This is a genomic window from Zobellia alginiliquefaciens, assembly GCF_029323795.1.
In the GTDB taxonomy this organism is placed as follows: domain Bacteria; phylum Bacteroidota; class Bacteroidia; order Flavobacteriales; family Flavobacteriaceae; genus Zobellia; species Zobellia alginiliquefaciens.
In genome coordinates this window covers 959,850-973,265 of the sequence record NZ_CP119758.1, presented here as the reverse complement: position 1 = coordinate 973,265, position 13,416 = coordinate 959,850, and the positions used below count along the sequence as shown (strand labels likewise).

Here is a 13,416-nt window from a genome sequence, read left to right as displayed (position 1 = left end):
TAGCTTAACGGCCACCAACGGATTGAAGATCTAAAAGACATTCAGCATCCAAGCTCGGTGGCTGATAAAGGCCTTTTGAAGTTTGTGATTCTAGCATTCTAAGTACGTCCTTTCCACTTAAACGACAAGCAGCGGTAATACCAGCCTCGTATGAGCCGGTTTTTGCAGATTTATTGGCAAAACCGCCAAATTGCAATTCCGCTTGCATTAGGCAGCCATCAACAGAGCAGTGACTGTTACCGTTTGTATTTCCGTCTTTATCCAGTACCGGTTTGCCATCTTCGTCGCGTTCAATGTCTTCATGGTCGTTTATGGGTTTGGTTCCTAGATTTACAAGTCCAAAAAGATGTCCGAACTCATGGTTTAAAGTACTGTTTTCAACTTCGGCATCGGTAATGAAAAAATTTTGGTCAGCTAGTTTTCGAGCTGTTACTTCATGAATGATCATGGAGGTATTTCGGTAAACGGCACCTAGTGTAACCAGCCCTTCTTCCTCCTCATCGCCTTCTGCAGGTGCATCTGCAAAGTAGATGTAAAGTCCCAGTGTAGAACCATCATTGTAAACGGTACGGTTGTCAGATTCTAGTTCGGCAATTTCTTCGAGCGTCAGGCTTTCTTCATCGGGAGATGCTAGTTTTGTATATTTTAGTTCAATCTCTTCTTTAAAGGTCCTTTCCTTTAAGTAGGATGTAAAACCCTCTATTGCTTCGTCCGTAGGTTTAAAACCGTCCACGTATGCAATTTCGATTAAAAGCTTTGAAAAAGTATCGTTCGATAAAAGGTCTTTGGCAGAAGCCCCGGCACTTTTAAGGCTGGCTTCTTTGGCTTGTGCGGTTTCTCTTTCTTGACTTACGATTGAATCATCTGAAGAACATCCGAATAAAAAAACAAGACATAAAGCGAGTGGAAGTAATCGTAACTTTTTCATTTCAGAATTTTAGGGACTAAAAGAGAGAACAAAAATGGCGAAAAATACTGTTATTTGAGCCATAATTTAGCCAAATAGTCGTAATGTTCGCCGTTTCTTACAAGTTTACAGCCAAAACCGTTCGCTTCTGCGGCCATTTCTAAAGTATTGAAATCTAAGTATAACCAATAAAAGGAATCGCTTTTTTGGTCTTTGTATTGCATTTGGAATTCAATCTCTCCATAATATGAACCCGTATTAGGAACCCAAACACCACCATCTTCATCTTCCTCGAACATATAAATAATGTCACTGGAATCTAATAAAACTTGTGCGCCAGGATTCATGAGTGTTTTAATGTGTTCAAAGAATTTGGTGGTGTTGGCCAGTTGGCCCACAATGCCAATACCGTTCATTAGCAGTAGTAAAGTATCGAATTTTTGATTTTGAAAATTGTAGATATCCGTACAGACTACATTTTGAATACCCCTTAATTTACAGGTATCCGTAGCTCCTTTTGAGTAGTCTAACGCGGTAACCTCATGCCCTTTTTTCTGTAGATATAAACTATGGCTTCCGGCTCCGCAACCCACGTCTAAAACAGTTCCCTTGCAAAGCTTTAACGCCTCTTGCTCCAGTTTTGGCATTTCTTTGAAGTTTCTGAAGAGGTAGGGAACGGGAATACTATCTTCTTCGTCTAAAGAAGAATAGGTTATGATATCGTCACTATAGTTTCCTTTTTGATAATCTAATATGGCATTGCCGAAAACGTCTATCATCTGTTAAAAGGGTTTGTTTTGGCAAAATTGGACTTTTTAAGTATTTCTTGTTTAGTTTTGGGCAGATTTTTAGAAGAATGGAGCAAATTTTAAAAGAACTTCCAAAAAAAGCGAAGGAAAAACACAACGAGAACCGTAAGTTTTTTACAAAGCTGAAGAAGCGGCCACCCAAAAATTTGGATTATGTAATGCAAGAATTACATGATGAAGAATTTGAGCGAACGGATTGTTTGGAGTGTGCCAACTGCTGCAAAACAACAGGGCCGTTGTTTACGAATGCTGATGTGGAGCGCATTGCTAAATTCTTTAGGCTTAAACCACAAAAGTTTATTGAGCAGTATTTACGGATAGACGAGGAAAACGATTATGTTCTTCAACAAGTACCCTGTACGTTTTTGGGAGCGGATAACTATTGCTCTATCTATGACGTACGGCCAAAGGCATGCCGTGAGTTTCCGCATACGGACCGTAAAAAGTTTCAACAGATTTCTAACTTGACCTTAAAGAACGTCGCTATCTGCCCTGCTGCATTTAATATTGTGGAGAAAATGAAGAAGGCTATAGGGAATTAAATTTTTTGATGTATCAAAATAATTGCAAATGAAGGAACCAAGAATAGAAACACTTGCAGCGAAAAAATTAGTTGGCCATTCTTTAAAAATGTCGTTGGCCGATAATCGTACGGTTGAATTATGGAGTGGTTTTATGCCCTTGAAAAGGCATATTACAAATGCAATCGGTTCGGATCTGTACTCTGTTCAGGTGTATGAAACTATGCCAGATGCAAGTTTTGGGCCACATACGGAGTTTCAAAAATGGGCGGCTATAGAGGTGGATGCATATCAAACGTATACAGGAGATTTCAAAACGCTAGATTTACCAGAGGGGCTGTATGCGGTATTTATTCATAAAGGGCTTTCTAGTGAATTTAAAAGTACCATGAATTTTATTTATGGAGAATGGTTGCCCAATTCTGATTACCAGTTGGACCAGAGACCTAGTTTTGAGGTTTTAGGTGCGAAATACAAAAACGACCATCCCGACTCCGAAGAAGAGGTGTGGATTCCGGTAAAATTAAAGTAGTTGCTGAAAATCGATTTAATATTTTAGAATAGTTTAATTTTTCTATATTTAAAATATGGAATCCGTAATAAATTATTTTGAAACTATACCATCTGCTCACCGTTCGCTGATTTTGGTATGTGGTATTACTTTTTTTTGGTTGTTGGAAGGAATCGTGCCATTGGTGGCCTTTAACTATAAAAAGTGGAGACATGCATTGCCTAATCTATTCTTTACTTTCACTACCATTATTGTAAATTTTGCCTTGGCTTTTCTATTGTTGAAAACGGCGGATTTTACAGTGATAGAACAGTTTGGAATTATTAATTGGTTGCCGGAAATGCCCTTGTGGCTTTATGTTCTCATAGGGTTATTACTCTTGGATTTGATAGGGGCGTACACTGCACATTTAGTAGAGCACAAAGTAAAATTGTTGTGGAGGGTGCATTTGGTACACCATACCGATCATAATGTAGATACTACTACCGCCAACCGCCATCACCCTTTGGAAAGCATGATTCGTTTTGTGTTTACTTTGGTGGGGGTTTTGTTAGTTGGTACTCCAATAGGTATAGTTATGCTATACCAATCACTTTCGTTGATTGCAACACAGTTTAACCATGCCAACATAAAAATGCCGCGAAAATTAGATGAGGTACTCAGTTGGGTAATTGTTTCGCCGGACATGCATAAAGTACACCATCATTATAAACTACCTTATACGGATAGTAATTACGGAAATATCTTTTCCATTTGGGACCGTCTTTTTGGAACTTTTATGAAGTTTGATAGGGAGAGTATCGTTTACGGGGTAGATACTTTTCCTGATGAGGTTGAAAATGCAAGCATAAAAGGTTTGCTAAAACAACCCTTTCACAAATATAGAAAAGCGACCGCACCGGAAACTCTGGAGCTGGATTAGTATTCTTTTTTGATCTATGGATATAGCAGGTACTTCTCTCTAACCTCTTTAAACTGGGTTAGGTCTGCTTGCCAGCCTTCTTTAATGGTTTCCTCGGTATCTCCGTTTTCTATTTGTTTCTGAAGTTTTTGTGTGCCTGCATGTTTTGTAAATCCGCTTGTGATGAATACTTTGGATTTGTCCTCGGAGTTGGTATAGGCGTCTATAAGCCATTGTACGGATACTTCGCTCATTCTAGGAATTTCAGATAAATCCTTGCCGAAGCAGATTTTTCCGTTCTCTTTTGGGGATTTTGAACCAAAATTAGGCATTGGGGTATACCTGAAACTATATTGGGTGCTGTCTAAGAAAGAAGCACCATAACATTGAAATTGTATTTCAGTACCTCGTCCGGCATTCACATTGGTGCCTTCAAAAAGACCTAGACTAGGGTAGAGGTTTATAGATATATCGTTTGGCAAATTAGGCGAAGGGCGAACAGGTAAACTATACTCGGATTCATGTGTCCAGTTTTCTAGCGGAATCACTGTTAAGTCGGCTTTTTTGTTGCCGTCAATCCATTTTTCTTCGTTTATCATTTGGGCATATTCGCCAATGGTCATTCCATAGACCAAGGGTATTTGGGTCATTCCCAGAAAACTGGTGTGTGCCTTTTCCATGGTTGGACCATCAATATAGTGAGCATTGGGGTTAGGGCGGTCCAATACAATTAAAGGTATGTTTTGTTCGGCGCAAGCTTCCATCACCAATTGTAATGTGGCTATGTAGGTATAGAACCTAACGCCCACATCTTGAATATCAAAAAGAACAACATCAATGTCTTTTAACTGTTCAGCAGTGGGTTTTCTGTTTTTTCCATATAAAGAAATAAGCGGAAGTCCTGTTTTACTATCAACTCCGTCTTTCACCTTTTCGCCGGCATCCACAACACCTCTAAATCCGTGTTCGGGAGCGAATACCTTTTTAATATCAACCTGCAAAGACAATAAGGAGTCTACCAAGTGAACGTAAGAACTAGGTAAATTTATATCCTCCGCCGAAGGCTTAAAAATAATGGTCGTCTGATTTCCAACAACGCCCACTTTTTTGTCTTTCAATAAAGGTATGTAGGCGTTAGTTCTGTTGGCGGCAACAACAATAGGCTTTTCAACAATGGTATCATTGACCGCTAAAGTAGGATTTGCAGTAGATTTATCCTTTTTAGCGGGGTTTCCGCATGCTACAAGGAGCAAAAACCAAATGAAAAATGTACTTTTGAGACAGTTTAAAAACGCCATAGATTGAATTTTGAATATTTTTTGGCCAAGCGGCTCATCAAAGGCGAGGCGCATAAAATTAGTATTTCCGCTCCAATAATAAAAATAGCAATTGCAGCTATTGCGTTGGGAGTCGTGATGATGCTCGTTGCGATATCTACAGGTGTGGGGCTTAAGCATAAGATTCGCGAGAAAGTAGCGGCATTTAATGGCCACATTCAAGTATCTAGTTATGACAATAACGCTTCTGATGTATCGGTCATGCCGGTTTCCCTAAATCAGGAGTTTTACCCGGAATTTAAAGGGGTAGATGGTATTGACCATGTGCAGGCCGTAGCCAGTAAGGCGGGGATTATTAGAACTGAAACTACCTTTGAAGGTATTATTGCCAAAGGGGTTGGCAGTGACTATAAGTGGGCTGCTTTTGAAGAGTATTTGGTAGAAGGGGAACTTCCTAATTATTTAGGTGATTTAAATGAAGAGGTGCTCATGTCCGAGTTAATGGCCAACAGGTTACACCTTAAAACCGGAGATACGTTTTATGCTTTTTTTCTAAAGGATGGTGATGTTTCAAAACTGCCCAACCAACGAAAATTTAAAATAACCGGACTTTACGATAGTGGTTTTGAAGAATTTGACGGACTTTACCTGTTTACGGATATACGGCACATTCAACGCATGAACAAGTGGGAAAGTGACCAAGTCGGTAATTTTGAAATTTTCCTGAACAATTTTGATGACATAGACGAAAAAAGTAAGGAAATATATGGCAAAACGGTATCCACGTTAGATACGCAGACCATTGTAAATAAATACTACAAGATTTTTGAATGGATCAGTCTCTTTGATTTTAATATCATTCTCATCATTGGCATAGTCATTATTGTAAGTGGTTTTAATATGATTACGGCCTTACTTGTACTTATTTTAGAGCGTACACAGATGATAGGCATCCTTAAGGCATTGGGTTCCGCCAATTGGAGTATTCGTAAAGTCTTCTTGTATAACGCCAGTTATCTTATAGGTATTGGTCTTCTTTGGGGTAATGCCATTGGGCTTGGAGCTATCTTTATTCAGGACAAATTTCAGGTATTGAAGTTCCCAAATCCTAAAGAATATTACATAGAATATGTGCCGGTACATATAGATTTTATTACCGTATTAGCTTTGAATATAGGTGTGCTTATTCTCTGTGTTCTTATGCTGTTGGTTCCCTCCTACATCATCACTAAAATTACTCCTGTAAAGGCAATTAAGTTTGAATAGATAGACAGGAGAACACCTTCTTTTTATATGTGAAAGGTTCTTCGTATTTTTCCTTGAGAAAGAACTGTCCATTTATGAAATATGCCGAAAATATTCTTGAAACTATAGGTAACACGCCATTGGTTAAGGTGAATAAACTCACGTCTAATTTATCATGTGTTGTTTTGGCCAAGTATGAAACTTTTAACCCGGGTAATTCGGTAAAGGACCGCATGGCCTTGCAAATGATAGAGGATGCGGAAGCTTCTGGAATATTAAAACCAGGAGGAACTATTGTAGAAGGTACTTCCGGTAATACAGGAATGGGGCTGGCCCTGGCAGCTACGGTAAAAGACTATCGGCTGGTTTGTGTAATCAGTGATAAACAGTCCAAAGAAAAAATAGATATTCTAAAAGCTATGGGGAGCGAGGTTCATGTTTGCCCTACAGATGTTGCCCCTAGTGATCCCAGAAGCTATTACTCAACGGCAAAAAGATTGGCCAAGGAAATTCCTAATGCGTGGTATGTAAACCAATATGACAATCCTAGCAATGCAAAGGCGCACTATTTAAGTACGGGGCCGGAAATTTGGGAGCAGACCGGAGGGCAAATCACTCATTTTGTTGTTGGTGTTGGTACCGGAGGAACTATTTCTGGAGTGGGTAAGTTTTTAAAGGAAAAGAACCCGAATATTAAAATTTGGGGTGTAGATACCTATGGTTCCGTGTTTAAAAAATACCATGAAACGGGTGTTTTTGATGAAAAGGAAATCTATCCTTATATCACAGAAGGTATTGGTGAAGATATTCTGCCAAAGAACGTCAACTTTGATATTATTGATGGCTTTACCAAAGTAACCGATAAGGATGCAGCTGTTTACACACAGCGTTTGGCAAAAGAAGAAGCTATGTTTTTAGGGAATTCTGCAGGAGCGGCCATAAAAGGGGTGCTGCAATTAAAAGAACACTTTAAGAAAGATGACGTAGTTGTGGTGTTGTTTCATGACCACGGTAGTAGGTATGTGGCTAAAATGTATAATGACGATTGGATGCGGGAAAAAGGGTTTTTAGATTAGTTTTGTAAGACCGTATAGGAAAAACGACTTCTTTTAAAGAGCTACAAAATATAGTGAGATGATAGAACTTAATTTTGAGAATCAAAAAGTAAATATTGATAAGGGTGAGTTGGTAAGTTATACCGTAGATGGCTACGAGTATATCCATCAAAAAGGTAGTCCGGGTTGGCGCAGTTCGGATACGGAAATGTTCCCGATTATTGGGCCTACGGCCGATGCTAAGTTTCAGGTGCAAACGCCAAGGGATATTGCCATACAGGATCAGCACGGTTTTTTGCGTGAAATGGAGTATGATGTAGTTTCTAAAACCGATACTGAAGTTGTATTGGAAAAAAAATATACGGCCCGAACTCGGATAAAAAATTCAAAATTTCCGAATAAATCAAACAAGGAATGGTTATTCTGGACGTATGATTTTGGATTTAAAAAAACTTTTAGCCTATCGGATAACGGACTAGGGGTAAAGTTTACAGTTTCAGGAGAACGAGATATGCCATTCATGTTGGGCTATCACCCGGCATTTAAATTATATTCTGATGGCCCTGTAGTGGTTGCGGGCGAAAAAGAAATCACACTTCAAGAAATTATAGATGTTGGGAGCAGGGCTTTGCAAGTTCCTGAATGTTCTGAAATCTATCTTAAGGACCAGAAAGAACTTCGTATCCGTACAGAGGGCTTTGGTAATTTTATGTTGTGGACGGAAGTGCCTAATATGGTCTGTATAGAGCCTATTACTTTTTATCCGTATGCGGTAGAGCAGACAAAACTTCATGAAGGTTTTGAATACTTGAAAGATACTGATAGGGAATTTAAGGTTTTCATTAGTGCCATGTAAGCTGCAGAGATATGAAAGAAGGACTTTTACAAAACTATGGCTATCTCTTTGAGGATGCGCTCTTAGAAGAAATGCAAGCTGTTGGATTATTGAAAAAATTCCAGCAGGGCACCATAATTATGGATATTGGCGAGACCATATCGCATATGCCGTTATTACTGAGTGGTGCCATTAAGATTCTACGCGAAGATGAGAACGGAGACGAACTGTTGCTATATTTTTTAGAAAGGGGAGATACTTGTGCGATGACCTTCTCATGTTGCGTAGGTACCCATAAAAGTGAAATACGGGCCGTTGCCGAAAGTGATACCGAACTTATTATGATTCCTGTGGAGAAGATGGAGGTTTGGATGGCAAAATACGCTACATGGCGGCAGTTTATTTTAGATAGTTACCATACCCGGATGACGGAGCTGTTGGAAACGGTAGATACCTTGGCATTTCTGCGGATGGATGAAAGACTACTAAAACACCTTCAGGATAAGGCTATGGTAAACCATGATGAATTTGTACAGACTACGCATCTGGATATTGCGTACGATCTGAATACTTCTAGAGTCGTGATTTCAAGGTTATTGAAAAAACTGGAAAAGGAAGGAAAAATAGAGATGCAGCGCAACCGAATCAAAGTGGTAGATCTATAAATATTTCTCAACAACCTACCGAAGAGCAAAAACCTCTTAATTTAAAATTTAGTTAAATATTTGGAATGAACACTCCAAAAAGAATACATTTGCCCTGTGAATAAGAAAGAGAGCATCTTACGGTCCGCTTTGGAACTTTTGGTAGAAAATGGGGTACATAATACGCCCATGTCCGCCATTGCAAAAAATGCCGGAACGGGTATGGGAACGATTTATAATTATTTCCCCACTAAAGATGAATTGATCAATGAACTATATGTAACCATTAAAGAACAGGAAAATACCGCTTTCCCTGATTTTGATGCAACGCAGCCTATTAAATCCCAATTTGAAGGGTATTTTAAGGATATAATTATCTTTTTTATTGAGAATGCCCAGTATTTTAAGTTTATGGAGCAAATTAGGGCTTCTCCTATTATTACCGAGGAAAGTAAGAATAAGGGTTTGGCAACGGTACTTCCGGTCTACGACTTGCTTAATAAAGGAAAAGAATTACTCATCATAAAGGATATAGAAACGGACGAGCTAATTCAATTCATGGGCGGGGCAGTGGTGTCCTATTTAAGATGGTATCACTCACAGGTGAGCGTACCGTCAAATTCTATTCAAAATCAGGTGAATATGGTTTGGGACGGAATAAAAGGCTAAAAAAATTTAATCATAAATTGGAGTGAATGTTCATTCCAATTCAAATATCAATATAATTTTACAAAAATGAAAAGAAACGTTTTAATTACAGGAACATCAACAGGAGTAGGGTTTCAAAGTGCATTGCTTTTTGCGGAAAATGGATTCAAGGTGTATGCAACTATGAGAAACCTCAAAAAGGCGGATGCCCTCAAAGAACAAATGACCCAAAATGATTTGGACATAGAGATTCTAGAACTTGATGTAACTAAAACCGCATCCATTAAATCTGCTGTGGAAACTATTATAGACAAGGACGGCAGAATAGACGTTTTGGTAAACAATGCTGGTGCCGGTTTTGCAAAAACTACTGAACAGTCATCAGAAGATGAAATTAGATGGGTGACCGAGGTTAATTATTTAGGTACCGTATTCTGTACACAGGCCGTGTTACCGTATATGCGCAAGCAGCGAGCAGGTCAGATTATAAATATTACTTCGGTTGGCGGTTTGGTAGGGCAGCCTTTTAACGAGCTGTATTGTGGTGCTAAATTTGCCATTGAAGGTTTCGCCGAAGGCTTGGCAAGTTATGTTACCGATGCTTTTAATATCAATATTAGCAATGTAGAACCAGGTGGCATATCAACTGAGTTTATGAGTTCTGCAGTGGAGAAAACCACAACGGACGGCCAATTGGCTTCGGGAGAATATTTGCCAATTTTTCAAGCTTATTTAGAAGGCAATCAGAAAAGAGCTGAAGAGTCTGAAGTACAGGTTTATCAAACAGGCCGTGAAGTAGCGGAAGTTATTCTCAAAGTTGCTCAAAATGATAACCCACCTATGAGAATCCGTACCTCTCAATGGGCGGAAGAATTATGTGAATTAAAAACTTCTGCTGACCCGGATGGAACTAAATTGGTTGCTCAGGTAAAAAGTAGTTTTCTATAGTTTTGATAAGAATATGTCCTTTTTAACATGGTAAACTGACGATTATCGTATAAATACTCTCTTATATTGTTTATTTTTACTGTTCTCGTTGTGCGAACATTTTATGTGTAGAATAGTCAAAATAGGAATTCAATTGGTAATAGCCGTGCTATTCGTTAATTGCGCCAATACAGAGAAAAAGAAAGATAGTACAGCAGACATAACTAGGGTCGTAACTACGTATACAGCCTTGCCTAAGACGGTGAAATCTCCCAAGGATAACCCGTCTACACCTGAAAAGGAGGCATTGGGCAAGTTGCTTTTTTACGACCCTATTCTTTCGGGAAATAAAGATGTGGCCTGTGCCACCTGTCATCACCCGGATAATGGGTATGCAGAGTTTTTGGATATTAGCATGGGACCTAATGCCAATGGTTTGGGCAGTAAGCGTAAATTTAATGCGCCCAATGACATTCCCTTTGTAAAAAGAAATGCCCCAACTATTATCAATTCGGCATACAACGGTATGGATGCTTTTGGTAATTATGAGCCTTCTGAGGCCACCATGTTTTGGGACGACCGTGTAAAAAGTCTTGAAAAACAGGCGTTGGAGCCTATAAAGGCTTTTGAGGAAATGCGCGGGCATGGTATTGCCGAAGACAGTATCCTCCAGACCGTTGTAGATCGTGTGAAAGATATTCCCGAATATCAAAAGTTATTTGCTGAGGCTTTTGATGAACCCAATGCAGTAACAGTAGAAAACTTAGCCAAGGCTATTGCTGCTTTTGAAAGATCTTTGGTGACCAACAATTCCCGGTTTGATCAATATATGAGGGGCGATCAGGATGCCATATTAATTTCGGAGAAAGAAGGTTTTGAACTTTTTAAATCCGTTGGGTGTGTAAATTGTCATAACGGTCCCATGTTTTCAGATTATAAAATGCATGTTCTGGGAACGCCCGAGAACGATAAATTGGAACAGCCGGATGCAGGTGTTAAGGATACCTTCGCTTTTCGAACACCCACACTTCGGAATTTACGTTTTACACCTCCTTATATGCACAACGGCAGTTTAACTACCCTTAAAAAGGTATTGGAGTTTTATGAGGATATTGCCAATGGAAAAGAACGAAATGAGCACGTTCCCGTTCAGCGGTACGATCCCTTTGTACGTGAACTGGATCTATCCGTAAAGGAAATGTCTCAGATTATTTCATTTTTAAATACACTTAACGATACTGATTTTGATAAGAGCTTACCGGAAAGTGTGCCCAGTGGTCTGTCTGTAGGTGGTAATATCCAATAACATTTTATTTTGGTTTCTTTACATTGGTGTAACACAGGTAACACAGCCATTTTAGATTTAATGGTACATTTGTCCCATGCGAAGAATTCTTCCTTTTTTGGATTGGATTACAGACTATAATAAGAGTTGGTTTTCCAAAGACCTTATAGCCGGACTAACCGTTGGCATTATTCTTATACCCCAAGGAATGGCCTACGCCATGATCGCCGGTCTGCCCCCCGTTTTTGGCCTTTACGCTTCCTTGGTTCCAATGATTGTGTACACATTTTTTGGTACCTCTAGGCAGTTGGCCGTTGGTCCCGTGGCAATGGATTCCCTTTTGGTAGCGGCAGGTTTGGGTACGTTAGCTATTACTTCTACGGACAATTATATTACTATGGCACTGCTTTTGGCATTTTCCGTAGGTGCCGTACAACTCATTTTAGGGGTTCTTAGGATGGGTTTTTTGGTAAATTTCTTATCGAAACCGGTCATAAGTGGTTTTACTTCCGCGGCAGCGTTAATTATTATGTTCAGTCAGCTGAAGCATCTTTTGGGAGTGGACATAGCCCGTAGCAATCGGTTTGATATACTGCTGATGAACGCCTTTGAAAAGTTGGGACAGACCAACCTATATGATTTTGCTATCGGCTTTATAGGCATTCTGATTATCGTAGGGTTAAAGAAATGGAATAAACGCATACCGGGCGTGCTCTTTGTGGTTATAATAGGTATTCTATTGGTCTATTTTTTACAATTATCCACTGTAGGGGTGCATATAGTAGGTGAGATTCCTACGGGTTTGCCTTCTTTTAAGCTTCCTGCATTACAATTGGATAGTATCATAGAATTGGCACCCATTGCGGTAACCATGGCATTGATAGGTTATTTAGAGGCTATTTCCATTGGGAAATCCATGGAAGAACAGACCGGGGAGGAGACCATAGATGCCAATAAGGAACTCATTGCATTGGGAAGCTCTAATATGTTAGGGTCTTTATTTCAGTCGTACGTAGTAACAGGTAGTTTTTCCCGGTCCGCAATCAATAGTCAGGCGGGTGCAAAAACTCCTATAGCTTTAATATTTAGCGCTTTGGTAGTTGCGGTTACTTTGTTGTTCTTGACTCCTTTGTTCTATTATTTGCCCAATGCAGTTTTGGCAAGTATTATTATGGTTTCGGTATATGGGTTAATTGATGTTGCGTATCCCAAAAGTCTATGGCAGTACCGTAAAGACGAACTTTTTGTGTTGATCGTTACATTTTTAGTAACTCTTTTTGCGGGAATTTCTGAGGGTATTTTAGTTGGGGTTTTATTGTCCTTGTTGTTGATGGTATATAAAAGTTCAAAGCCTCATTTTGCGGTTTTAGGTAGAATAGACGGTTCTGATTATTACAAAAATATAGATAGATTCGGGCAAAACGTTTTGGTTCGGGACGATTTGCTTATTGTTCGCTTTGATTCGCAATTGTATTTTGGGAATAAGAACTTTTTCAAAAAAGAACTTTTTAAAAATGTAGATGCCAAAGGCGATAAACTAAAAGGGGTGATACTGAATGCGGAGGCCATAAGTTATGTCGACTCCAGCGCAGCGCAAATGCTCATTAGGGTTATAGATGAGCTACATGAAAGAGGATTGCAATTTTATATTTCCGGCGCCACAGGCCCTACTAGGGATACCATTTTTAGCAGTGGAATTATAGAGGCCTTGCGCAAGCAATATTTGTTTGTACAGACCAAAGAAGCGGTAGATTATTTTGATAACATGACGCCTTTGTCCGTATTGAGCGAGAAAGTGGCATACCAAAGTCGCCTGAACCGTAACTAATGTTACGCTATGATTTATGGAAT

The 13,416-nt window shown here is 39.3% G+C and carries 14 protein-coding genes; 11 read left to right on the top strand and 3 right to left on the bottom strand.

What is annotated here, in order from left to right; genetic code table 11:
- Positions 1 to 4: 4 nt before the first annotated feature.
- Positions 5 to 928 carry a hypothetical protein gene (locus tag P0077_RS04010; RefSeq protein WP_276167878.1) on the bottom strand — a complete coding sequence of 308 codons (924 nt, stop codon included), beginning with the start codon at positions 926 to 928 and terminating at the stop codon, positions 5 to 7.
- 50 nt (positions 929 to 978) lie between these two features.
- Complete coding sequence (locus P0077_RS04005) at positions 979 to 1,686, bottom strand: class I SAM-dependent methyltransferase (RefSeq protein WP_276167877.1); 708 nt, start codon at positions 1,684 to 1,686, stop codon at positions 979 to 981.
- Positions 1,687 to 1,763: 77 nt separating this feature from the next.
- Between P0077_RS04005 and P0077_RS04000 the strand changes: the two genes are divergently transcribed.
- From P0077_RS04000 to P0077_RS03990, 3 genes are read left to right on the top strand one after another with little or no spacing between them, the layout of a single operon-like run.
- Positions 1,764 to 2,258 carry a YkgJ family cysteine cluster protein gene (locus tag P0077_RS04000; RefSeq protein ID WP_276167876.1) on the top strand — a complete coding sequence of 165 codons (495 nt, stop codon included), beginning with the start codon at positions 1,764 to 1,766 and terminating at the stop codon, positions 2,256 to 2,258.
- Positions 2,259 to 2,286: 28 nt separating this feature from the next.
- Positions 2,287 to 2,769 carry a GyrI-like domain-containing protein gene (locus P0077_RS03995; RefSeq protein WP_276167875.1) on the top strand — a complete coding sequence of 161 codons (483 nt, stop codon included), beginning with the start codon at positions 2,287 to 2,289 and terminating at the stop codon, positions 2,767 to 2,769.
- Between the two features lie 55 nt (positions 2,770 to 2,824).
- Entirely contained in the window at positions 2,825 to 3,670 is an 846-nt protein-coding gene (locus P0077_RS03990; protein WP_276167874.1) for a sterol desaturase family protein, read from the top strand.
- A 14-nt stretch (positions 3,671 to 3,684) separates the two neighbouring features.
- Here the strand turns inward: P0077_RS03990 and P0077_RS03985 are convergent, their stop codons facing one another.
- The gene (locus P0077_RS03985; RefSeq protein ID WP_276167872.1) at positions 3,685 to 4,947 is read right to left on the bottom strand and encodes an exo-beta-N-acetylmuramidase NamZ family protein; all 1,263 of its coding nucleotides are present in this window, start codon (positions 4,945 to 4,947) and stop codon (positions 3,685 to 3,687) included.
- A 3-nt stretch (positions 4,948 to 4,950) separates the two neighbouring features.
- Here P0077_RS03985 and P0077_RS03980 point away from each other — a divergent pair, with 3 nt between their 5' ends.
- From P0077_RS03980 to P0077_RS03945, 8 genes are all read left to right on the top strand, one after another.
- Positions 4,951 to 6,192 carry an ABC transporter permease gene (locus P0077_RS03980; RefSeq protein ID WP_276167871.1) on the top strand — a complete coding sequence of 414 codons (1,242 nt, stop codon included), beginning with the start codon at positions 4,951 to 4,953 and terminating at the stop codon, positions 6,190 to 6,192.
- A gap of 74 nt (positions 6,193 to 6,266) precedes the next feature.
- Positions 6,267 to 7,247: a PLP-dependent cysteine synthase family protein gene (locus tag P0077_RS03975; protein WP_276167870.1), complete on the top strand. Its 981-nt coding sequence runs from the start codon at positions 6,267 to 6,269 to the stop codon at positions 7,245 to 7,247.
- A 58-nt stretch (positions 7,248 to 7,305) separates the two neighbouring features.
- Positions 7,306 to 8,082: an aldose 1-epimerase gene (locus tag P0077_RS03970; RefSeq protein WP_276167869.1), complete on the top strand. Its 777-nt coding sequence runs from the start codon at positions 7,306 to 7,308 to the stop codon at positions 8,080 to 8,082.
- 11 nt (positions 8,083 to 8,093) lie between these two features.
- Entirely contained in the window at positions 8,094 to 8,726 is a 633-nt protein-coding gene (locus tag P0077_RS03965; RefSeq protein WP_276167868.1) for a Crp/Fnr family transcriptional regulator, read from the top strand.
- A gap of 96 nt (positions 8,727 to 8,822) precedes the next feature.
- The gene (locus tag P0077_RS03960) at positions 8,823 to 9,374 is read left to right on the top strand and encodes a TetR/AcrR family transcriptional regulator (RefSeq protein ID WP_276167867.1); all 552 of its coding nucleotides are present in this window, start codon (positions 8,823 to 8,825) and stop codon (positions 9,372 to 9,374) included.
- A gap of 66 nt (positions 9,375 to 9,440) precedes the next feature.
- Positions 9,441 to 10,301 (top strand): SDR family oxidoreductase, encoded by an 861-nt coding sequence (locus P0077_RS03955; protein WP_276167866.1) that lies wholly within the window; start codon positions 9,441 to 9,443, stop codon positions 10,299 to 10,301.
- Between the two features lie 103 nt (positions 10,302 to 10,404).
- Positions 10,405 to 11,586: a cytochrome-c peroxidase gene (locus tag P0077_RS03950; RefSeq protein WP_276167865.1), complete on the top strand. Its 1,182-nt coding sequence runs from the start codon at positions 10,405 to 10,407 to the stop codon at positions 11,584 to 11,586.
- Positions 11,587 to 11,662: 76 nt separating this feature from the next.
- Entirely contained in the window at positions 11,663 to 13,393 is a 1,731-nt protein-coding gene (locus P0077_RS03945; RefSeq protein WP_276167864.1) for a SulP family inorganic anion transporter, read from the top strand.
- The last annotated feature ends 23 nt before the right edge of the window (positions 13,394 to 13,416 follow it).

Coding starts and splice junctions, on each gene's coding strand:
- P0077_RS04010 (WP_276167878.1), bottom strand. CDS start 928: ATGAAAAAGTTACGATTACTTCCACTCGCTTTATGTCTTGTTTTTTTA.
- P0077_RS04005 (WP_276167877.1), bottom strand. CDS start 1,686: ATGATAGACGTTTTCGGCAATGCCATATTAGATTATCAAAAAGGAAAC.
- P0077_RS04000 (WP_276167876.1), top strand. CDS start 1,764: ATGGAGCAAATTTTAAAAGAACTTCCAAAAAAAGCGAAGGAAAAACAC.
- P0077_RS03995 (WP_276167875.1), top strand. CDS start 2,287: ATGAAGGAACCAAGAATAGAAACACTTGCAGCGAAAAAATTAGTTGGC.
- P0077_RS03990 (WP_276167874.1), top strand. CDS start 2,825: ATGGAATCCGTAATAAATTATTTTGAAACTATACCATCTGCTCACCGT.
- P0077_RS03985 (WP_276167872.1), bottom strand. CDS start 4,947: ATGGCGTTTTTAAACTGTCTCAAAAGTACATTTTTCATTTGGTTTTTG.
- P0077_RS03975 (WP_276167870.1), top strand. CDS start 6,267: ATGAAATATGCCGAAAATATTCTTGAAACTATAGGTAACACGCCATTG.
- P0077_RS03970 (WP_276167869.1), top strand. CDS start 7,306: ATGATAGAACTTAATTTTGAGAATCAAAAAGTAAATATTGATAAGGGT.
- P0077_RS03965 (WP_276167868.1), top strand. CDS start 8,094: ATGAAAGAAGGACTTTTACAAAACTATGGCTATCTCTTTGAGGATGCG.
- P0077_RS03955 (WP_276167866.1), top strand. CDS start 9,441: ATGAAAAGAAACGTTTTAATTACAGGAACATCAACAGGAGTAGGGTTT.
- P0077_RS03950 (WP_276167865.1), top strand. CDS start 10,405: ATGTGTAGAATAGTCAAAATAGGAATTCAATTGGTAATAGCCGTGCTA.
- P0077_RS03945 (WP_276167864.1), top strand. CDS start 11,663: ATGCGAAGAATTCTTCCTTTTTTGGATTGGATTACAGACTATAATAAG.